The organism is Paenibacillus sp. JT31N11 (assembly GCF_056269285.1).
The window spans coordinates 18,146-40,532 of record NZ_JBWDNQ010000009.1; the positions used below are offsets into that span (position 1 = coordinate 18,146).

The 22,387-nt window shown below is 46.6% G+C and carries 20 protein-coding genes; 4 read left to right on the plus strand and 16 right to left on the minus strand.

Features of this window, described 5'->3' with window-relative positions; genetic code table 11:
- Positions 1 to 59 precede the first annotated feature (59 nt).
- The 13 genes from AC0YNV_RS26250 to AC0YNV_RS26310 all read right to left on the minus strand — a co-directional run bounded on the left by AC0YNV_RS26250 (position 60) and on the right by AC0YNV_RS26310 (position 15,364).
- Positions 60 to 1,790 carry an ABC transporter permease gene (locus AC0YNV_RS26250; RefSeq protein ID WP_475770670.1) on the minus strand — a complete coding sequence of 577 codons (1,731 nt, stop codon included), beginning with the start codon at positions 1,788 to 1,790 and terminating at the stop codon, positions 60 to 62.
- A gap of 15 nt (positions 1,791 to 1,805) precedes the next feature.
- Positions 1,806 to 2,888 (minus strand): ABC transporter ATP-binding protein, encoded by a 1,083-nt coding sequence (locus tag AC0YNV_RS26255; RefSeq protein WP_475770671.1) that lies wholly within the window; start codon positions 2,886 to 2,888, stop codon positions 1,806 to 1,808.
- 61 nt (positions 2,889 to 2,949) lie between these two features.
- Positions 2,950 to 4,086 (minus strand): extracellular solute-binding protein, encoded by a 1,137-nt coding sequence (locus tag AC0YNV_RS26260; protein ID WP_475770884.1) that lies wholly within the window; start codon positions 4,084 to 4,086, stop codon positions 2,950 to 2,952.
- Positions 4,067 to 5,278: an ROK family transcriptional regulator gene (locus tag AC0YNV_RS26265; RefSeq protein ID WP_475770672.1), complete on the minus strand. Its 1,212-nt coding sequence runs from the start codon at positions 5,276 to 5,278 to the stop codon at positions 4,067 to 4,069. The genes AC0YNV_RS26260 and AC0YNV_RS26265 overlap by 20 nt, the downstream gene beginning before the upstream one ends.
- A gap of 435 nt (positions 5,279 to 5,713) precedes the next feature.
- Complete coding sequence (locus AC0YNV_RS26270; protein WP_475770673.1) at positions 5,714 to 6,733, minus strand: Ldh family oxidoreductase; 1,020 nt, start codon at positions 6,731 to 6,733, stop codon at positions 5,714 to 5,716.
- An 11-nt stretch (positions 6,734 to 6,744) separates the two neighbouring features.
- Positions 6,745 to 8,034, minus strand: a complete 1,290-nt coding sequence (locus AC0YNV_RS26275) for a hypothetical protein (protein WP_475770674.1) — start codon at positions 8,032 to 8,034, stop codon at positions 6,745 to 6,747.
- Between the two features lie 27 nt (positions 8,035 to 8,061).
- Entirely contained in the window at positions 8,062 to 9,705 is a 1,644-nt protein-coding gene (locus AC0YNV_RS26280) for an extracellular solute-binding protein (protein WP_475770675.1), read from the minus strand.
- Positions 9,706 to 9,809: 104 nt separating this feature from the next.
- Positions 9,810 to 10,685, minus strand: coding sequence for a carbohydrate ABC transporter permease (locus AC0YNV_RS26285; RefSeq protein WP_475770676.1), 876 nt, complete (start codon positions 10,683 to 10,685; stop codon positions 9,810 to 9,812).
- Positions 10,686 to 10,707: 22 nt separating this feature from the next.
- Positions 10,708 to 11,640, minus strand: a complete 933-nt coding sequence (locus tag AC0YNV_RS26290) for an ABC transporter permease (protein WP_475770677.1) — start codon at positions 11,638 to 11,640, stop codon at positions 10,708 to 10,710.
- Positions 11,641 to 11,868: 228 nt separating this feature from the next.
- The gene (locus AC0YNV_RS26295) at positions 11,869 to 14,127 is read right to left on the minus strand and encodes a helix-turn-helix domain-containing protein (protein WP_475770678.1); all 2,259 of its coding nucleotides are present in this window, start codon (positions 14,125 to 14,127) and stop codon (positions 11,869 to 11,871) included.
- Between the two features lie 227 nt (positions 14,128 to 14,354).
- Positions 14,355 to 14,528, minus strand: a complete 174-nt coding sequence (locus tag AC0YNV_RS26300; RefSeq protein ID WP_475770679.1) for a hypothetical protein — start codon at positions 14,526 to 14,528, stop codon at positions 14,355 to 14,357.
- 24 nt (positions 14,529 to 14,552) lie between these two features.
- A complete protein-coding gene (locus tag AC0YNV_RS26305; RefSeq protein ID WP_475770680.1) occupies positions 14,553 to 14,870 on the minus strand; it encodes a YhjD family protein in 318 nt (105 codons plus the stop codon).
- A 38-nt stretch (positions 14,871 to 14,908) separates the two neighbouring features.
- On the minus strand, positions 14,909 to 15,364 hold the full coding sequence (locus AC0YNV_RS26310; protein WP_475770681.1) for a MarR family transcriptional regulator: 456 nt from the start codon (positions 15,362 to 15,364) through the stop codon (positions 14,909 to 14,911).
- A gap of 113 nt (positions 15,365 to 15,477) precedes the next feature.
- Between AC0YNV_RS26310 and AC0YNV_RS26315 the strand changes: the two genes are divergently transcribed.
- On the plus strand, positions 15,478 to 16,743 hold the full coding sequence (locus tag AC0YNV_RS26315; protein WP_475770682.1) for an FAD-dependent oxidoreductase: 1,266 nt from the start codon (positions 15,478 to 15,480) through the stop codon (positions 16,741 to 16,743).
- 316 nt (positions 16,744 to 17,059) lie between these two features.
- Here AC0YNV_RS26315 and AC0YNV_RS26320 read toward each other — a convergent pair whose 3' ends face one another.
- Entirely contained in the window at positions 17,060 to 17,515 is a 456-nt protein-coding gene (locus AC0YNV_RS26320) for a DinB family protein (protein WP_475770683.1), read from the minus strand.
- A 318-nt stretch (positions 17,516 to 17,833) separates the two neighbouring features.
- Between AC0YNV_RS26320 and AC0YNV_RS26325 the strand changes: the two genes are divergently transcribed.
- The 3 genes from AC0YNV_RS26325 (at position 17,834) to AC0YNV_RS26335 (ending at position 20,419) form a co-directional block, all read left to right on the plus strand.
- Complete coding sequence (locus AC0YNV_RS26325; RefSeq protein ID WP_475770684.1) at positions 17,834 to 18,550, plus strand: ABC transporter ATP-binding protein; 717 nt, start codon at positions 17,834 to 17,836, stop codon at positions 18,548 to 18,550.
- Positions 18,537 to 20,138, plus strand: a complete 1,602-nt coding sequence (locus AC0YNV_RS26330; protein ID WP_475770685.1) for a hypothetical protein — start codon at positions 18,537 to 18,539, stop codon at positions 20,136 to 20,138. Before AC0YNV_RS26325 ends, AC0YNV_RS26330 begins: the two co-directional genes overlap by 14 nt.
- Positions 20,139 to 20,317: 179 nt before the next feature.
- Positions 20,318 to 20,419, plus strand: coding sequence for a hypothetical protein (locus tag AC0YNV_RS26335; protein ID WP_475770686.1), 102 nt, complete (start codon positions 20,318 to 20,320; stop codon positions 20,417 to 20,419).
- A gap of 53 nt (positions 20,420 to 20,472) precedes the next feature.
- Here the strand turns inward: AC0YNV_RS26335 and AC0YNV_RS26340 are convergent, their stop codons facing one another.
- Positions 20,473 to 21,390, minus strand: coding sequence for a lysostaphin resistance A-like protein (locus AC0YNV_RS26340; RefSeq protein WP_475770687.1), 918 nt, complete (start codon positions 21,388 to 21,390; stop codon positions 20,473 to 20,475).
- Positions 21,391 to 21,486: 96 nt separating this feature from the next.
- Positions 21,487 to 22,263, minus strand: a complete 777-nt coding sequence (locus tag AC0YNV_RS26345; RefSeq protein WP_475770688.1) for a MerR family transcriptional regulator — start codon at positions 22,261 to 22,263, stop codon at positions 21,487 to 21,489.
- Positions 22,264 to 22,387 lie beyond the last annotated feature (124 nt).

Genomic DNA, 22,387 nt, shown 5'->3' on the forward strand with positions numbered 1-22,387 from the left:
GGCTTGTTCTATCATGCAGCGGTTGTGAGCCTTATGATCCCCGCGGAATGATCAACCTTTTATACAGCTGCCCCCGCTTTGTCGCCGGTCAATTTTTTAGAGAGAAAGAGAACGATAATGATGAGGATGATTTGCAGCACGCCATAAGCGCAGGCGGTTCCAAATTCAAAGGAATACATTCTTTGGAAAATTTCTACTGATATCGGAGCTGTACTTGATGTAAACAAGAGAATTGACGAGACGAATTCACCGATGCCTGTAACGAAGGCTAATAAGGTACCCGCCAGAATCCCGCTAAGTGACAGGGGAAATACGATACGGCGGAAGCTATACCACCATGACGCTCCCAAGTTACGGGCAGCCTCTTCGATGGAAGGATCCATCTGCATAAGCGTAGCTGACGTTGAACGGAATACAAGCGGTAAATGACGAACAAAGTAGGCTAGTGGCAGAATCCAGAACGTCCCCACTAAAACTTGCCCAAAACTAAATGCCGACGGTGTGCTGAAAGCCGTAATCAGATTAATCCCTACAACTGTCCCGGGTAAAGCCCACGGGAGCATGATGAATACATCCAGCAATGTTTTTCCTTTAAATTTGAGACGAACCATCGCATAGGCGGCAGCAACCCCGAATATCACATTGCCAACCGTAGCAACAAAACTCATTTTGAAACTATTTGCAATAGGACGCCATGTTTTTCCGTCAGTGAACAATTCCACATAATGCCTGAAGGTGTACTCAGGCGGCAGTATTTGTGTCGTCCAGGTACCATCGGTAGAAAAGGAGATGAGAATCAGCACCAGTATGGGCAGGAGCAGAATGATGACACCTATCACAGAGAGTAACATGGCTATGTATTTTCCCCATGCACTCTTGACCTCTGTCCGGTGTACACTGACACCTTTACTCGAATTCTGGTAGCTACGTAAGCCTTGATACCAGCGCATGATAATGAGAAACAGGACGGAAACAATGGATAATAAGGTAGACTGTGTAGCCGCCATATCCAAATTTCCGTTGGTGCGCGACAAATAAATTTGCATCGTCATCGTTCTATCGATTCCAAAGATGAGTGGTGCCGTATAGGAGGCCATGGCAATCATAAATACAAGCAAGGAGGATGCGACGATAGCTGGAGTGAGCATAGGCAGTATGATGCGCCGCCATATGTAGATTCGTCCTGCTCCAAGACTTGCGGCCGCTTCCTCCAATGACGGATCCAGCCCTTTGATCGCGGCTGAAGCGGTCATATAGAAATAGGTGTACATCGTAAAGGTGTGAACCACGAGAACGCCCCAAACGCCTTTTAGTGAAAATGGTACGTGGTCCATCTCTAACCACAGCTTGAGAGTCCGGGGAATAATACCGCTTTCTCCATATAGAAAAGTGAACGAGAGCACGCCTACAAGCGGAGGCAGTGCCATCGGCACCATGGCGAGAATCATCAGCACCTTCCTGCCGGGAAACTCATAGCGTTCCAATAGAAAGGCCATGGCTACTCCTACTATCGCGCAGGTTATTACACTTAGAACGGAAATATAAACACTCGTCCAGAGCGCCTCCAAATTGGCGGTATGCTCTAGGCTGAAAAACCGCGCATAGTTTTTCAAAGAAAGACTGCTTTCCATGCGGATGCTCTGAATAAAAGTCTGATACAGCGGGAAAAGCACATAGGCAAGCAGCACCAGAAACAAGGGAGCGATTAATATATACACGAAGTAAGGGGATGCAGTGAGGGAACGATGTCTGTTGTCAGGCTGAGCAGATCTTGTATTTTTGAACAACATGGTTTCATCCTCCACCTATTCTAAGAGATAAATACTTTCTCTAGGAATGTGTATCGCAAGCATATCATCACGCTGACGGACTTGGTGTCCCTGGTTGACGAACATCGCTTTAAACGTCCTATCCGCGGCCTCCGTCAAGTAATGGACATTCACACCGGTGAATTCGGAAATGACTACTTTTGCCAAGAATGTGTTCTCCGAATGATAAGACTCTGGCTGAGCCTCTCGGATAGCCTCAGGACGAATAGAAATGGTGGCTTGTGCTCCCACTGCAAGATGGCTACGAGAGTCACTATTCTTTATGAACCCGCACAGGACCAGATCAGGCGAAACCCGGACATAGAACTGGTCACCCTCGATTCGCTCCACGACTCCTTCCCACAGGTTAGACTCACCTATAAAGGAAGCGACAAATCGGTTGAGCGGCCGGTTGTAGATTTCATCCGGCTTTCCAACCTGCTGCACAACGCCGCCTTGCATGACCATAATCCGATCTGACATCGCCATTGCCTCAGCTTGATCATGCGTCACATAAATGGTTGTAATACCGGATTCAAGCTGCAGTCTTTTTATCTCCAAACGCGTCTCTTCTCTCAATTTGGCATCCAAATTCGATAAGGGCTCATCCAGGAGCAAAATATTCGGCTCAATTACCAGCGCTCTTGCAAGAGCAACACGCTGTTGTTGACCACCGGATAATTGATCAATACGGCGATTGCCGTATCCCTGCAAGTGTACCTGCCGTAGGGCGCGTTCTACTCTTTGGAGCCGTTCGTCTTTCGGCCGCTTTCTAACCTGGAGGCCAAAGGCTACATTCTCAAATACCGTCATATGAGGAAATAAGGCATAATTCTGAAACACCATCCCGGTATTCCGTTTATGGGGCGGCAAAGTCGTTACATCCTGATTGCCGAATATAATGCGGCCGGAGGTTGGATAGTAAAAGCCTGCGATCATTCTGAGCGTTGTCGTCTTACCGCATCCGCTTGGACCAAGGAACGTGAAGAACTCGCCGGGCTGAATTCGAATGTTCACGTTCTGAACGCCCGACACTTTTCCAAACTGCTTGGTTACATGTTCCAGAGCGACTTCGATCACGTACGGTGCCTCCCTTACAAAGTTCAGGAAGAGGATCTGCGCATCCCGCCACTAAGCGGAATTACTTTGATCCTTTTCCTTTAATGTTTTCATCCCAATACTGCATCCATTCCATTTCTTTATCGGCCATTACCTTCCAATCAATATTCATTGGCTTCAACTCAATACCGTTTAGCCAAGCTGGAAGCGTATCTTTGCTAATATCTGTGCGAGTAGGAATCTGGAATAATGTTTCAGCCAATTCAACTCGAAGTTTGGAGTCGAATAAGAACTCATAAAATTTCTCAGCGGCCTCTTTGTTTTTGGCATTCTTCACCATGCCAACTCCGTCTACAAGAATAGGCGCTCCGCTTGCCGGATAAATAAAATCAAACGGCTGATTTTTCAAATTCTTCAGAATCATAATGTCCTGTAAGTTCCACAACGATAACGTTCCTTCTTCTCGGGCTAATTTCAAGTAAAGGTTAGTTGGATCCTGCGCATATTCTTTCGTATTCGCATCCAGCTTCTTGAGCCAATCATAGCCTTTTTCAGGTTCAGCAGCACCTTCCTTAAAAATCATGGCGGAATAGATGGTTCTCATCGTTCCAGATGCAAGAACACCCCGGATGATGACTTTATCTTTGTATTTCGGATCAAGCAGATCATCCCAATCCTTGGGAGCGTCTTCTGGTTTAAGCGCTTTGGAATTATACATGATCACCTCTGGCAGCAGCATTTCGCCATACCAGCGATCCTTTTCATCTTTGTACAAAGCCGGTATGCTGTCTGCGAAGCTGGGCTTGAAGCTTTCCAGGAGATCTTCATCGGCAGCAGTCATCAAAGCGGATTGCGTTCCGCCCCACCAGAAATCGGCTTGAGGATTGGCTTTCTCTCCCCGGACGCGCTCTAGAATTTGCTGCGCTCCCATCGTTAATACCTCGACTTCTACTTCCGGATGCTCTGCATTAAATTTTGGAATGATTTCATCGACGACACTTTTATCTCTCGCCGTATAGATGACCAGCTTTTGCTTCTCTGCCGATTTAGGCGCCTCCGCAGCAGCCGGAATATCAGAGGGCGCCGAGGGGGGCGGCTCGCTATTTTTTACGCCGCTCGGCGTGGAGCCTCCGCAAGCTGTAATCACGACCATCATGGCGCCGACAAAAATACCCAAGAACAATCTGTATACATTTCCTTTATTTGTTGTCATATGTATAACCTCCCGAAGGGTGTATTTTGTTGGATTTCACTACAGGGAAAGCTTCCAAAACACTGTGAATCGCCCCTATAATTCCCGCTCTGGTATCAAGAGTCGCCAGCTTGATTTGAGGCACATAGGGAACCCACTCCGTCAACATGTTTTGGATTTTCTCTAAACCGCTATCTCCGATCTCAATCATCTCCCCGCTTAAAATCAACAATTCCGGGTCCAGTATGCTCACCATATTTGCGATTCCGTAAGCCCAATGCCTGTAAATATCATGTAATAATCGGCTTGCCGCTTCATGGCCATCTTCAGCATGCTGTATCAGCTGCTGAATCACGCCAGACTCCACTTCGAGAGAAGGCAAAACTTTTTTTGCCTTTTCATAAATGACGGGTGCAGAGTAATTTCTTTCGAAAACCCCATATTCACCCCGGCGAAGCTTCTCAACCTGCCCCACCATCATATAACCGATCTCGCCGGATGCTTCTCGGGAACCCCTGTATAATTGGCCGTCTATAATAATGCCTGCGCCAATTCCCGTGCCCACATACATATAAATTTGATTCAGAATGCCATTCCCGACGCCCTTATGAAACTCCCCTAAAGCCATCAAATTTACGTCATTATCGATCATAACCGGTAAGCCTAACCGTTCTTCTATCTCCTGCTTAACCGGCAAACCCATCCACCCTGTGCTTGGCGCATAACTTACTGTTCCATTGTTACGCTGTGTAATCCCGGGCAAACCTAAGCCTATTCCAAGCAATCGGGATTTTTCAAACCCACTTTTACCAAGCAAGGTTGAGAGACCCAATTCCAGATAACGAATGGCCATTTCACCATTTGTAGGCTGCGGCAATCGAAAGCTGTAATCAACCAACAAATCTCCACTTAGATCAGCGATGGACATATACAATGTACTGCCCTCAAAAATAGCCCCGACAACACCGTAGGCCTGAAAATTATATTCGAGCAGGATCGGCTTTCTACCGCCCTTGGACTCACCTATACCGACCTCATAAATAAGTCCTTCCTTTATCATTTCATCGACCAATGAAGATACGCATGGCCGGCTTAGTTCTGTAAGCTTAGACAAATCCGCTCTGGAAGCCCGTTTATTCTCCCGGAGCTTACGCAGAATTTCTTGCCGATTGATTTGTTTCATATACTTGCTGTTTCCTGTTTGACTGCGACCAAGCACCCTGTTCACCCCCTTTGATAGTTAAAATGACTAACAAAGTTATCTAGTACGAATCTTATTATGATTTTTCCGATTTAAGTACAACTTCAAAAAAAACGATTTAAAAGTGCGTTTCCTGGCCTGCAGACTGAGCCTTGTTCTTACCTTAAAATAGTCCTGTCCAGATTTCGTCTGTGTCCCTTGTGTATCAAAGGTTTTGTTATCCGTTGAATAGAACTTGATGTTGGCTGCTGATCGGAATGATGTAATGATTAAATGTGCAGACATAAACGACACAAATTTAAGGGTATTCACTTGGATAAAATAAAATGACATGCCACCTTTTCTTGGCATGTCATTTTATTTTAATCAATTGAACAAATCGAAGTTCCTTTTTCTTTGCGCTAGCACAGTCCTGTCCTGAGGGGGCAAACTGCCAAAATTGACTTTTTACCGTTACTCCAAAATCTTAAGGCCGAATTTCCGTGACCATTCGTTCAGCTTGTCTACTAAACTGCTTTTCAGCTCAATGGCCTCTTCACTCAACAGCCGGGTTTTTCTTTGGTAAGACTGCTGGCCCGGAATTTGCAGGTTCGCGGCTCTCGCTTCCATTCGGTCCAGCATCTCGGTCGTTTTGTCTCGAAACGGCTGCTGTCCGAGCAAGCCGCCTGCGTTAATGCAAATGGCGGTATGGGACGGCATGCCCACCAAACCGGTGCCCGGCTGAGGCGCGTCGATAATTTGACCTTCTGACAATACGCCGGAAATAATTTCGCCAAATAACGTTAACCCGAAGCCTTTGTGGCTGCCCATCGGCAACCGGGTGCCCTTGGAAATGGCGGCTGGATCCTTAGTTGGCTTGCCGTCGGCATCGAGCCCCCAATAGTCGGGCACCTCCTCCCCTGCTTTCGCTTTCTCCGCCAATACCCCGTTGGAGGCATAGGCCAGGCAAGCGTCGAACATGATCGGATATTCGCGGTTGGTCGGAACGGCGTAGCCCATCGGACTTGTGCCGATGACCTTTTCCTTTCGGGCGGGAGCGCCCATCGTCGGCGCCCCGCGAGTAATAATATAGCTGATATACCCGTCCGCAGCAGCATGCTCCAAGTAAGGCGCCGAGGACAGCAGATGGTTGGAATTGCGGATGGCGCAAAGCCCTATCCCATGCTCGTCCGCCAACTGCCGGGCCCGGTTCATGATAAACATCCCGCCTATTTCTCCTAAGCCGTTATCACCTTCATAATTTTCCAATGCGGCGAATTTGTGGATCAATGCGGTATCGGGATTCGCTTTGATCCTACCCGTGGTCAAGCTCTCGATTCTGCCGGGAAGATCGTACACGTCGTGGTGGCCCACGCCTCTCAGCGTTGCCCGCATGAAGACTCCGGTAGCCACAGCCGCATTGTCCGGATTTAAGCCAGCCGCCTGCAGCAATTGGCCGATCACCCGTTCCAGTTCGGATAGTTGTACTCGCATTCAGGCCCCTCCTATCTTCTGATTTCGATTCCGGCTTCCTGTATCCCCTGCTTAACCGCATCCAGAAGTGCGAAGGTCGCCCCGTCGTAATGCCCCAGCGACAAGCCGTCAACGCCCAATGTACTTAGGATTTTGATGCTTTCGCGCACCAGTTCCGGCGTTGCGTTAGGTCTTGGCGCAAAAGCTGCGATCAGGTCCTTGTCGTATCCGATTCCCCGGCGTATTTTCAGAATCGTATTTTTCTTCCGTTTAAATCGGTCGGGAGCGCCTAACTGCTCGGTATAATCCGAATCTCTGACCGAATCCAGATAATCCTTCACCGCTATATAATCCAGGCCGACCAACTCGGGATATTTCACATAATTGTTGTAGCGGAAATCGGCATTCGGATTGGCAGCCTTAATGGACGCATGAACATCCTTGAGCAGGCTGGTCACCGACTTCATCCTGAATTCCAGGAACTGATACAAGGACGGATATTCCAGCAGCAGCCCTGTTTCAAGCAAATCGCTTCCCATCAGTACATGATTATCCATGACTGTCTCCAGATTTCTTGAAGCTGAGGCATGAACCAGATGCTCCAAATATTGAAGATCGCTAATGATTTTGTCCCAGTCATAGCCCATCGAGATCGCTTTTTCTCTGCAATGGCTGCAGAAGCATCCGCCTTTCACTACGCCAAGCAGGGCTCCGACCTTGTTCTCGGGATCATTCTCCATAAACCACGGCGCTTTTACGGGTTCGCCAGTCGCAAACAGCCTCATGCAGGTTTGAATAAAGTCGATGTCATGATTTTTTACGGTATCGTAGTAAATGGCTTTCATATATTCTCTGACATGATCATTATTGCAGCAAAAATGATCTTCAATGATATTGCCGTGTATATTTTTTTGCAGCACATCCGGGAACTCGGCCTTCGCTACTTCGCAATCAAAAAAGCTGTGGGAAATTTCCGCTCCCGTTTTCAGATTCTTTTTTCTTCCGTATACGGTTAACTCGTCGAGCCAATCCTTATCCTTCAGAAAATCTCTTGTCGAATACAGCGGTTTAAGCGGCGTGTTAGTAAAATTGCTCTCATCCATTCTGTAATAGACTCGGCTGTCTTCAGGCAAATAAAACTTCCGCTTCGGGTTGTGGGTGTAGAACAGGCTGGTTAAGGGCCTTTTTTCCTTATGCATGATTCCCACCAAATAGACGCTGTTTACCAGGCTGTGCTCCATCACATTGTCAACGCAGGTTTCGACGCCTTCATCCGCCAAATCCCACGGATACAAGCTTGATGCCACTTCTTTGATATACATGTTTCATTCTCCTTCTCTATGTTCAATTTATTGGTAAAGATCTTTGGTTAAAAATGCCGTATCCTTGTTGGTTGCATACCAGTCCTTATACCACTTTTCGACCTTTTCGCCGCCCGCATTTTTCCAAGTAGCCTTAGCTTGCTCAATCGCATCGTCAACGGTAAACGAAGGTCCCGACACGATCGCTTTGGCCAAAATATCCGAGATTTCCTTGCCTGTATTCGTTTCAATCAATTGGATATCCGTAGGCGTGGCCGGCAGGGTTGAGCGATGCGTAAAGCCGGGCTCGGGCCGGTCCTTTGATACATATTCTTTCTGGGCAATATCGATAAAGTTGATAAAATCTTTATCGATCGGCTTACTCGGATCAAGCGTATTTTTAAAATCGATGCATTTGTCATAATAAAGACTGGAAGAACTGATCATATTAAAATCCGATGCATACGCGACCTGCTTGGCAAGGTCGTCGCTGATGAATTTTGGGCAGCCGTCAGGCCCGGTCTTGGACTGGACGCCTTCAAGCCCGTAGTTAAGCGCATGGATATAAGGCTCGGAGTTCATAAAATCGATAAATTTCATGACCGCAACCGGGTCCTTGGCCGACGCGTTGATCATGCCGAGCGTCCGGGCGGGAACGCCGATCCAGGAGCTGAACTGGCCGAACGGACTCTTTGGCAGCTCGATCGGAGTAATTTCCGCATCGGGATTATTTTTCTTCAGCGTCACATACGACTGATAGCCCAGCTTCGTGGTCCCGTTATTGGCTCCCCAAATGCCCAATTTCCCCGTTACCCAGTCCTGCTCTCCTTTGGCGCCGGCCGTATCTACCAGGAAATCTTTATCAACGATGCCTTCGTCGTAAAGCCGCTTTTTAAATTCCGTTGCCGCTTTGAGTCTGTCCCAATCCCGGATCAGCTGCCCGTTTTCAACGACCCATCCGACATTTTGAAACATGTTGTCAAGAACCTGCCCACTGACGAAGCTTAAGCTCATGCCGTACGTGTCGTTCTTTCCATTGCCGTCCGGGTCCAGGTCGGTGAAGGCTTTGGCGACTTTATACAGCTCCTCCGTCGTTTTCGGCACTTCCAGATTCAGCTTCTTCAGCCAGTCGACCCGTATATAATAGGCGTGATTTGGCGTCACCTGAGTCGATACCGTGCCGACCTCATAAAGCTTGCCGTCCGGCTTTCTTCCCAATTTATCGAGCGTCGGGTATTTTTTTAGTAAATCCTTATATATAGTGCTGTGCTTTTCGATTAGATCGTCAAGAGGCATAACCAGCTTTTTGGAATACAATTCGTTCTTATAATCGGCCAAATATTCCATAATCAGATCGGGTGCGTTTCCGGCCGCAAACAGCGTATTGAATTTTTGCACGGATTCCCAGCGGGGAATAGGAACGAACGTGACCTCGACAGGACCGTTTTCGTTAATCCATTTGGTCCAGCGATTGTTTTCCAAGGTTCCTTCCGCTGCGGGGACAGCTCCCCGGTCGTATACGCCGACCGTTATTTTCGGTTTCTTCTGTGGCTGCGCGTCCGCTTTTTCCGTCTTATCCGTGGCGTCGGATGCCGCGCCGCCTCCCAGAGAGCATCCCGAAACGACGAGCATGCCAGCCAAAATGCCAAGCGCAACGATATGCAGCCGTTGTAATGAAAACAGCTTGTTCATTGAAAATCCCCTCCAATAAAGGATGTACTTGCCTGCAGCAGTTTGTGCCTCCGTTCGGGCATCCCCGTTTTACATGTGTGCTCACCTCCTTTGAACAGTCGGTCTTATCCTTTAATCGCGCCGAGCATAATGCCTTTGATGAAATATTTTTGAATAAACGGATAGACGATCAGCATCGGGGCAACCATGATCAAAACGGCGGCCGCTTTGATCGAGTCCGGCGTCATGGCCTTCATATCTTCCGGCTGCAGCATGTTCAACTCCTGCATCAACGATTGACTGCGAACCATTTGCTGCACCATGACCGTCAAATTCAATTTCAAGGTGTCGTTAATATAAATCAGGACGCTCATGAACGCATTCCAATAACTAACTCCGTAAAATAGAGTCAATGCGGCCAATACGGGAACCGATAACGGCAGGATCACTTTAAAGAGCAGCCACATTTCGTTGCAGCCGTCGATCCGGGCGGCCTCTTCCATCTCGACCGGGATGCTTTCAAAAAAGCTCTTCATCACCAGCATATTAAACCCGCTGATCAGGCCGGAAGCCCAGATCGCGCCGTAAGAATTGACCAGCCCCAGGCTTTTAATGACGAGAAAGGTGGGCACCAGGCCGCCGGTAAAAATCATCGTAAAGACGATCGCCAATGTGAAGAACCGCCGGTAATAAAAATTCGGCCGGGACAGCGGATAAGCAGCCATAATGGTAAATACCATGCTTAACAGGACGCCTACAACCGTAATCGTCACACTGTTCAGAAAAGCTTTTACAATGCTGGTTCCGTCAATCAAGGTGGCATAGCCCGCAGTCGTCCAATCGATGGGCCAAAAGATGACATAACCTGACGCTATCGCCGTGGCGTCGCTGAAGGATAATGCGAACAAATGTAAAAACGGAAGGATGCAGCTTAATCCGGCGAGACCCAGCAGCGTATAATTAACGGCATAAAACCATTTTTCGCCTGCGCTTTCTCTCAATGTCTCTCACCTCCGATTGAATTTACCATAGTCCCCTGCCGAATTTTCTGGCTATTTGATTTGCCGTTAACACCATAATTAAGCTGATGACCGCTTCAAATAGTCCAATGGCCGTGGTCAGACTGAACTGCATGCCGAGTAGACCAATCTTATAAACATACGTGCTGATCACCTCTGAAATATTGGAGACGACTGAATTTTGCAGCACGAATATTTGGTCAAAACCGACCTCCATGATCTGTCCCATGGAGAGAATAAACATAAGCACAATCGTCGGGCCGATTCCCGGCAGCGTAATATGCCATATTTTTCTCAGTTTGCCCGCTCCATCCAGACTGGCCGATTCGTATAAGCTAGGATCGATCGTTGTAAGCGCCGCCATATAAATGATCGCCGTCCATCCTGCCGTTTTCCATATGCCGGAACCGACAAATATCGCGATCCAAGGATATTCTTTGTAAAGAAACGGATAGGCGCTTCCGGTCCAATGATTGATCCAATAATTCACGATGCCGGATTCCTGCGAAAAAATGCTTAAAATCATCCCTCCAATCACGACCCATGAAATAAAATGCGGCAAAAATACCAGGGTTTGCACCGATTTCCGGAACCAAAGCTTGCGAGCTTCACTTAATAAAATCGCCAGTATAATCGGAAACGGAAAGCCGACGAATACACTTAAAACGCTCAGTATCAAGGTGTTGCGAATAATATCCAACGTTTGGACCGAGCTGAACAAGGTTTTAAAGTTGCTTAAGCCCACCCAAGGGCTCCCGAATATCCCGTCCACAAAGTTGTACTCCTTAAACGCGATGATCAATCCGAGCATAGGGGTATATTTGAAAATAATGAAGTACAACGCAGGCGGTAGGAATAGAAGAAGCATCGCCTGGTTTTGCCTCAATTTTTTGCGTCCCTGGATCCATGCGGATCTGGATTGCGTTTGAATTGTCATATTCAACCTCCTTTCCCTTCAATTGTTACTCTCAGAGTAAATCCGGACGCTGTTCCGGTCAACATACATGATTCTCAACGTATACTATTGGTACAAATCCATATAAAAAGCCGCCCGTTTATGGGCAGCCCGCTGCGCGAACAGATCCTCTTTCCAATCGCTGTTGTCAGAAAGCTTGGAGCTTCTCTAAGACGTTTCTATTCGCTCTGCTCTTTATTCACCGGCCATTTAATTAACCGTAACCTTGCGGTAATCGCCCGGCGTAAGCCCAACAATTTTTTTAAATACGCGAATGAAGGAAAGCGAATGCGTATAGCCTACCCTCGCTGCGATCTCGTGGATGGATTGAGTCGTTTCGCTTAACATTCGTTTCGCATGCTCCATGCGAATGGACACCAAATAATCGACGAATTTCACTCCAAATTCATCCTTGAACAATCTGCTGAGATACTTCGGACTGATTCCGAACTCATCGCTCAAGCTGTTCAGCGAAATGTCCTGATTGGCAAAATGCCGCTCGATATACATCTTCACTTCCTGCATCTGGGAATGATTATGCTTCACCTCGCGCAGCACATTCATCCGCTCCCTAGCCTCCGCCAGGATGTCAAAAAACTCGTCCTCTACCTCATCAACCGTATCGAAGCGGTCGATCAGCTTATTCAGCTGCGGCAATGCCGTATGCTTCCATATATCTTGAAATTCAGCAGGCAGCTCCATCAGATCCTTGTACAAATAATAAATTAAATAGTTCAGTTGGGAGAGGATTTCGTCTCTTGAAAAAAAACCTTTCCTGAGCTCATCCATGAACTGCCGGAATTGAACCTCCCATTCCTGCTCACCCAGGCGGAGATGCTGCGACATGGAACGAATGAAATGTAAATGACGAAAGCTTTCCCCGTACTCCTTCGCCACAATTTCCCAATACCCGATAATCCGGTTGCTTCCGAGTGCTGTCTTGTATTTGATGCTGTCCAGCGACTCCTGATACGAATGCGGAATCATCGATATTTGTTTAGTCGAGCTGCCGATCCCGATCGTTACTGTGAATTTCAGATTTTGCACGACCCATGACCGCATTTGCTCGCAGATGTCAAAAACGATTTCCTGTGTGTTCACATTTTTCTCGGTAATTTGAAACAGCACGCTGAGCTGATGCTTTTCCAGCCACTCGGACCAAATATTGATCGAGTGATCCTGGGCTATTTCCATGACGACATTGCCGAGTATAAATTTCAACAAAGAATGGTCTTTGTTCGAATACTTGTTTTTGAAAGCAAAATATTGATCAATCTCGATGACAACGACATTCAATTGCTCGAATTCATTGTTGAGTCCCAAGGTTCCCACTTCAAAGTCCCATTCGGCCACATTTATTTTTTGATGCTCGCTCATCAATTTGCGAAAAAAATGCATTTTCCGATAAATTAGATTTTCTTCATGCCGCTTTAAAAAGCTGGTGGACTGTTTGACGAGATCGTCAAACACCACTCCAATAAATCGGACATCGTTATTATCCGCCTTCGCTTCGGCCCCGACAATTCCAGGCGCCGAATACGAGCGGGCACGCGCCAGAATCGTTTCAATCGGCTTGTAGTTCCAACGAATGACATAGAAAATCAACAAACCTCCAAGCAGCGCAATAAACAGGCCACCGGCAATCCAGAAATACGATATCACCGATGATGCTACCCCATACGCATTGTCACCCATCAGTCCGCTGTGATAGGTCCAGAGGGTATAGTTCGATTTGGACCGCTGCAGCTCCGTTCCCGTCGTTTGCTCATGCAGGCCGCCCTGCTCGTCCGGATTGCCCCACAGCAATCTGCCGGTTTGATCGAAAATATCGATAAACGTGACCTTTGATGTCGACATATTATCAATGTTGTTTTTAATCGAATCCGTCTTTACGTTGACAACCAGATAGCCCTGCTCCCCCGAAAGGAGCTTTCTTACCAAGGAAACGACCTGCACGGACTCCGGCTTGTTCTGAAACTCTCGGTATCTCCTGATGCCTGACCATAAATACTGCTGGGGATCGCCCTTGAGTTGAAGAAGAAAGTCCCGGTCGGTAAAATTGTCCAGCGATATCAATTGGTTGGTCGTTAAGATGGTCCGGTCCGTTTGACGGTAAAAATAGACAGAGTCGATTAACGGGTTGACCAGCATGAGTTCGCGCAAATCGCCCGATAACTTGTAATCGATGAGCGGAGAATTTTCAAGGGCGGAACCACTTGCAAAATTTTGCAAATTCATATTCATCAAAATTTCTTTGACCATCTGCTGATCGATATTTTCCAGTGCGTAATCGATCGATTGAATAGCGTGCTGGAGATAGACGTTGTCCGCTTTCGTAACATCGCCCTTAATAATTTGACTGGTAGACAAAAAAATAAAAAAGATAAGCGTCGACGACATAATCATAAAAATGGGAATATGTGTAAATAGTTGCCGATAAAACCAATTGTTTCGAATCGTTGCAATCATAGTAGAAACTCCCCCAATCGATTATTCATTGAGTGCGCTTTCACCCTACAATTCGCGATATCATCGCGTTATACCTGCTGATTTTTCTTCCAATTCCCTAATTTTCCAGATCAGCTGGAGGCTTTGTTTTACAATGGGTTAATGGATATGATCTTGTCTCCAGACAACAAAAAAGCCACGATCTACGTGACTTTTAATGTGTCAATGTTCTTGTCGTCCAACATCACTCACTCAATTACAGATACATTTGCTCGTATTGTTTCGGAATATTGGTCTGCATTGAGATGGAATACATCCACGCCTGCGTCACGGTAAGCTTCGCACAGACGGATCGCGTGATCGATGTTATTGCCGCCGTCCGTGTACCCGGTATCCGGAGCCAGCGTCGCTGTTGCGGCCAACTCACACTTTCGCCTTCAGCCGCGCTATAAGCTCCGTCGTGTTAGTCGAACTCCTATCTCCGATCGCATGACATCACGTGTCATTCCGAATCGTTCTTCGTAACCCCGATAAAAACACTTATGATAAATGACCATGTCCTCTTGTTCCTCAGGGATGACGCGAATATTCCGTTTCTTCAACTCGCTTCGTAATCTGTAATAGTCTTCGGCTACCGTAGTTAAGACTTTCTGCCCAGCGGCCAGGTAGAGTCGTTTCAAAACATTAGATGAATTCTCGATATCGGATATGCTTTTCTGAATCATCTTATCCATATGCGGCAATAGGATATAATCTCGGATCATGATGCGTTCCTGAAGGCGGAGGAGCTATTTTCTGGAGATCATTTAATCATTTTTTCTGTAAAATCCTTTAACAAGCAATTACATTGTCTTATAAAATCGAGTACCTTTTGAAGTTCGTTATCATTATAGCTCGATAATATTTGATTCAGTTGTTGACCGAATGAATGAAAGAGAGGCAAAATATCCTTTTCCGCCTTTTCCCTATCGACAGAGATCAAGACCGACCGTTTGTCTTTCGGATCTTTGACTCGGAAAACATATCCCACTTTCTCCAACCTGTCTAATACACCCGTGATCGCACCCGTTGTTAACCCGGTTAAATCGGAAAGACGACCGGCAGTAATGGGTTGATTGTTCAATATGACATCTAAACATTTGTGATCCGTCGCATTTAATCCCAGTTTTGTACCGATCGCTTGGTGAAACATGATCGTCACCGTACTGTTATTTCGTAATTCTTCCGCAAGGGTGTCTATGATTTGATTTCTTGACATTCAGGTCATCCTCCGTTTAAAATTATCTTATCTCATGAGATAAATTAATTATGGTCAAGTCTTATTTTATCAATTAATCGATTAACAATCAAACATAAAAGGGGATTGCTAATATGTCCGAAATTTCAGTGGCCATAGCCGGTGCCGGGTTAAGTGGCTTGTGCCTGGCACATTCGTTGCTTCGCGCCGGTTTTGATGTGCAAATTTATGAACGTGATCCTGCGCCGCATACCCGTCGCCAAGGATATCGAATCAGTGTTGACGAGCACGGTATCGCAGCTCTTAAGCGATGCCTGCCGCCTCATTTATTTCAGCTGTTTCTTGCCACCGCTTCCCCTACGGACAAAGCGAGCTACTTTCGCGTAACTAACCAAGATCTTGGCGAGGTATTCAGACTCACTTTTAAAGGCGATCCGAGCGGTGCTGACTTGCGAACGCCACGGCAGGTGGATCGCCAAACACTCCGCGCCATTATGCTCGAGGGGCTTCAAGATAGGGTGTATTACGGCAAAGAGGCAATGCGTGTTGAGACAACATCGGATGGGGCAACACTTTACTTCTCAGATGGAAGTTGTATCCGTGTTTCACTCGTAGTTGGTGCGGATGGTGTTAACTCGGCCCTTCGCAAGCAGTTTCTGCCCGACTGTGAGCCGGATGATACCAGCAGCTGGGGAATTTATGGCCGCTCGCTCCTTTTTCATAAAGGCCGCTCGCTCATTCCTCGTCCTCTGGAAACCAGTGGAGTATTCGCTATGGGTCAAGCCGGCCGCGGATTCTTCTTTACCGGAATGCGCTTTGGTGAGGCACCGCAAACGGCTTTTGCACGTCTTGGCGTGAACCAAGCACCGCCAATCAATGATGATTACGTGATGTGGGGAATTCTGCTGCCGAAAGAGCAGTTTCCGGAACATCAAGAGAAACTTGACACCAAGGTGCTGCAACGCCTTGCACAAGAGGCCGTACGCGACTTTCATCCGGTTGTCCAACGTTTTGTAGAGCGGGCTGATGTCGACTATACCATGCCGGTAAGATTTAAAGTGGCCAAAAAACCGGATATGTGGCCAGTCTCCCGAGTTGTATTTATGGGAGATGCGATCCACGTCATGCCCCCTACCGGAGCGCATGGAGGTAACACAGCATTGCGTGATGCGGCACTTCTCGCGGATCAATTGGAAGCTATGGCGATACAAGGCGAAACGCTTGAGAGGGCAATCCTTTCCTATCAAGAGGGTATGAGCAAGTATGCCTTTCGTGAGGTTGAAGCATCAAAAACGATGATGAAACGATTGTCAATCAAGAATCCGCTCATGAGTTGGATCATGTTACGCGCGATACCATGGATGCGTTCAATTACAAATAAATCGCTAACAATTGAATGACTTATACAAGATGCGCAAAGTCGGCCCCCACCCGGAAGCACCCGAAGTAAGAGCCGCAGTTGCTCGAACCGGCTGCCGCCGCGCCAGTCCACAACTTTATTTTCTTCGTACAGCTTATTGGACCAAAGACAAAAAAAGGATGCAGCCCATAGGCAACATCCTTTTTTGTCTTTTGCCTTTTAACAAGGATATCGTTCATCACTACTTTACACTTTACTGCCTTGAGTAGTCCTAGACTTTTGCTATTTTATTGAACTATCGTACCCGTCAGGTCAATGCCAATCCCATTCCGAGTGATGGTGATTATTAGGCCCTGTTAGAGCCTCGCGAACGTGATGTAATCGACTTGGACAGGCTCTGCCGATTCGATCCGAAGTGCCCGGTTGATCTGTCCCCGGTGATATTGCCCATGTAAAAGGACCTGCGACAGGATGTCCCGGACGGACGTTCGGAACGGAACCCCGCTCTGGTTCGCATAGTCGACCATCTCGTCCAACTCGGATTCCTCGAGCCCTTCGATATAGACGCGATATTGCTCGGCGTTTTCTTCGAACATCGTCCGGATAGGCGTCAGGTCTTCCGCTTCCTCCCACAACGAATATTGCGCGCTGCCCTTGCCCTGCAATCGGGACAGCCAGACTCGTTCCGCGACCGCGACGTGCCGAACCAGCTTCAGAAGGTCCTTGTTGTTCGTCTCACTCTCCTCGAACGCGTCCAATATGCGTCCGTCCGCCCAGTACAGGTGGTCCATCATGCGCTTGATAGTCTTCATTTCGGTTTCCCCCTCTTCGTCTCATCCATTACTTGAACTTACTGTTATCCGTTAGTTTAATCAACTGAATGAACGAAAACAACCTTTTTTGAGTGAATTCCTTGTTACTGTAACACTTCCAAGGAGAAACGTGCATTTTCAAAGGTATTAGTTGCTTTATCTTCTTTAAGTAATGATTCTGTTATCTTTAGCAAGTTTCGCAATTAACATGACAGCCATATTGGAGCACCCAAAGGAATACAGTGCGACCATCTGACCATAAACAGCGTATTAAGAGAATATTTGCCACATTTTTATTAATGAAATGGAGGAGAACACTTGCAGCTGAGCCTTAACAACATCATTAAGAAATTTGATGATAAAAAGGTGCTTCAAAGCGCCGAATACACCTTTCACAAAGGCAAGATCTATGGATTGCTTGGACGTAACGGAGCAGGAAAAACGACGTTGTTTAATTGCTTGAGCGGTGAAACAAAGATGGACGACGGAGAAGTTCTGATTGAGGAAAACGGGGCCGTCAGAGAACTACTCGAAGAAGATGTCGGGTTTGTCTACTCGCTACCTATCTTGCCTGAGTTTCTGACCGGCTATGAATTTGTAAAATTTCACATGGATATTAATCGCGACAAAATTGTATCTAGCCAAAGCATTGATAACTATTTTGATATGATGAGCATGTCGGAGGAAGACCGACACCGGCTAATCAAAAACTATTCCCATGGGATGAAAAACAAGATTCAGATGCTGCTGTTTCTAATTACGAAACCGCCGATCATTTTGCTTGACGAGCCGCTCACGTCCTTCGACGTCATAGTGGCGCATGAGATGAAGAATCTGCTGCGTGAAATGAAGCATGATCATATCCTTATTTTTTCTACCCATATTTTACAGCTGGCTGCCGACTTGTGCGATGAGCTTGTCGTGCTGAACAACGGGCGTCTGTCTGGCGTGCCTTCCGAGCTGCTGCACAGTCCGGAATTTGAACAGAGCATTATCCACTTGCTAAAGGATGAAAACCAACATGAGGACTCTTAGTATCGTACTTAAAGTCCGTATGTTCTCCACTGCCAACCGCTTCATCTATTTTGCCCAGAAGCTGCCGTTGATTGGAAAGCGAATAAAAGACACTACCTATGCCAAACGTGGTGGCAAAAGAGTCATTTCCCTCATAGCGCTGATACTGAATGTGCTGTGGGGACTGGTTTCCAAGCTGGCTTACACGGGACTGCTCGTTTACTTTCCAACCGTTGCATTAAGTGATGGGACGAGCCAGGAAGAACAACTTCAGCTCTTTTTGCATCTATTTCTGCTGCTTAGCTTTGTGGTGGGGGGTGTTACCGTTGGTACCATATTGGAACCGAAACGGGAAAAGTACATTGCTGTAAAACTGATGAGGCTGCAGCCGACCAGATATATGCGCGCTTCTCTCAGCTACCGCTACTCCACTTATTTGGTCTATTATATCCCTGCCCTGCTGATCTTCACTTCATGGCTGGGAGCCACCTTCTTTCAAGCGCTGTCAATTGCAGTTTCGGTCACGCTGTGGCGAATATTTTGCGAATATCTGCATCTGAAATGGTTTGAGAAAACCGGTATAGTTCTAATCAAGCAGAACTTGATTGTCTGGTTGACGATTGGACTCGGCTACTCGGTCGCCTATGCTCCGCTTTTTCTGAATTGGATCCCCGCAAGCGGGACGCTGTTGCTTCGTTTGCCCATTGTACTCGTCATTGCAGTATTGGGCATTTATGCAGCCATACAGCTGTATCGATATCCTGATTACCGAACAGTGGTCGACGCAGCTACGAAACGGGATGATCCGCTGCTTGATCTCGGACGCATGGTGTCAGAAGCCAAGCAAACCTCTGTTCGGTCCAAAGCCAGCGACTCTGCATTAACAGCGCAACAAACCGGCAAGTTTAAAAACAAGGAAGGCTATTCTTATTTGAATGCACTTTTTTTCGCAAGACATCGCAGTCTGATCATACAACCAGTGTACAAAAGACTCACGATCATCGGTGTTGTAGGCGCTGTTGGCTTGGTTCTTGCCATTACGGAGAGCCAATGGATCTCTTTTGTGACTTCAAATCCGGAGGGAACCCTACCCTTTTTGGCATTGACTCTGAGCTTTCTGTCTATAGGAGAAACAACGTGCCGCGCCATCTTCTACAACTGCGATCTCAGCCTACTGCGCTACAGCTTTTATCGAAACGCAGCGAGCAGCCACTTTCGCATCCGGCTATACCGAATCACAGGACTTAATCTGACGATCGCCGCTGCATTCGGAACAGCGTTCACGATAATCGTCCTGGCTGCAGGCGGGGCTCCTGTCCGTGAGCTGCTTCTGATGTGGGTATGCGTGCTGACACTATCTGTCTTTTTCTCAGTTCATCACCTGTTAATGTACTATATTTTCCAGCCTTATTCTACCGAATTGAATGTGAAAAACCCGTTCTTCTATTTTGTAAACATCGCGGTGTCATCCGCCTGCGGACTCTGTATTATCGTAAAAGCGCCAGGCTTTATTTTCACGTTAAACCTATTGATTCTAACCCTTGTTTACTTGGCTGCTGCGCTGATTCTTGTTCACAAATTTGGCCAACGCACATTTAGAGTAAAATGAGTTGATACAGCCGGAACAAAGGGCTGCCGCGTGGCAGCCCTTTCGGTATTGAACTATAATAATTATCGTACCCGTTAGCTGAATAGTTTCCTCAGGAATTGACTGTTCGCAATACACCGTAAGGTGCACAGCCGAGTGCGACGATCTATAGTATCATTGAGACGGCCGAGGAAAATGGGTTGGACCTGTTAAGCTATCTGTGCTACTTGTTCGAGCAGATCCCGGATGTCCATGATCCGCTCCGCTGGAGCCGTTTATGCCGTGGTCGGATTCGCTACTGATCTCTTGTCGTATGTTTAGGTCCTAGCTCCAGGTTAGTTGCCCGCATCTGATCTCAAGGAGTGGAGTATTTGATATTCAACAATTCATAAAGCAGGTAGGGAGAAGCATTTATTAAGCCATGTATAATTATTAGACTCCAAACGTTACGATATCGAGCCCAAAGATAGCCGAGGAATAAACCGGTTACACCTTGGTTAGCTATCACTGTCGCGATATCAACATTCAATCGTCCAGTGCTCTGTATCGCAATATGCCAGCTAGCCCAAAGGATGGAAGTAAGAAGAATAGCTGGCCATGTGCCAAGCAACATTTCCAAACGGGTTTGTAACCAAACTCTGTAAAAAATTTCTTCCAGTAAACTATTGATGAGAAAACCGAATAGTAAAGTAACAATCATTGTAGCTGGATCTGTGATATTACTTGGAAAATGCGTTGAAGCAAATACAGAAAAATAGTTCAGATAGACCCAAACACTCATGATAATGAGTGGACCAAGCCAATTCCTTCGTGTAAATAAATGAGATGGCGCAGGTGTAGAACGTTTTGTTTGGTGAGATGGAATGATACGCAATAGCATCCAGGGAATGAATAGTAAAAAACCAAGTTTGAGTCCAATAAACCACAGTTGAAATTCAAGTCCTTTATTCATAACAAGAAGAAGAGTAGTTGTGAAGAAGACTGCTCCCAGAATAAAGACCCATGATTGGATAATAATGAGTCGCTGAGACAGACCAAAAAGTGGATTAAAGCCAACCAGACGAAAAGGAATGAGACGAATGAGTAATATACTAACCAGAGCAGGCGCCCATTTGTTCCAAATCGGGATTGTACCACTGTGATCGGCTGTATATCGAATATCGGAGTGTCCACTCCACAGCAGCCAAGATGCAGCAGTAATGATGATAATGAAACTAGTGATTCCTATGATCCGGCTCCATTTCGGATGAGGTGCAAATTGATGGGAATCCATTCATTCACGCTCCTGTGGTTGAAAAAATACAAAGACGAGCTAAGCGTTCCTCAAAATGTCAGGTCTTATCCTATCTCGCGCCTATTTTTTTAAAGTTCATTCATTGCCGCCCCCCTCTTTTAAATACTTCTCTATTAAGGAGTCGATATACCGAATTAGCTTTTCATCCAATCCCCAAATTGCCGGTTTCTGCATGTTCGTCGAATCGATAAACGCAAAATATTTTTCCTGAAGTTCGATATCCCCCTTGAACCAGCCGGCTATGCAGTCTCTCCACCTTTCAACGATCTCCCGCTCAGCAGACTCATCGAAAGCAGAACTCATAATGGCTCGGGTTTTCTTTAGGAGCATAAGAGCCTGCTCAATCCGGGAGTCTTCACTTCCGAGCAAAGGCAGCTGCTTAAGAACTTCCATTTCCCCCTCATTGAAGTATTCAGATGGAAACGACGCCGGTATCTCTCCGTCCTGAAAATCCTGGCTTTCCATTCTTTCGATCAATTGAAGTACATGCTCTTCATTTCGCTTGCCCGACAGCCCGATCGTATGAAGCACACTCCTCAAAATAAATTGTTTTCTTCTTAAGTTCTCGATTTTCAATGCGGCATAGTTGATTTGCTCCTGTAACAGCGGGATCCATGGATCTTCCTGTGCTATATTCGACGGTACTTTCGTGTCAAAGAAATCTTTTATTTGCTCTAGAGAATAATCCATGGACTTTAGGGAAAGAATCGTTTGCAGTTTTAATAATGCTTTATCATCGTAATAACGGTAGCCATTCTCTTTGGAGACGGTCGGCTTCAGTAAATCGATTTGGTCATAATAATGCAGCGTTCTTCGACTGACTTTTACTTTGTTAAGAATATCCCCAATCAAGTAGATAGAGCCTCATCTCCTATGTGCCAAAAATACATTCACCGCTTCGGCGGTCATAAAGTCCGGGCTGTATAAGCGACGCAATACTTACACTATCAAGCCATATTAATCCGATTATGACAAC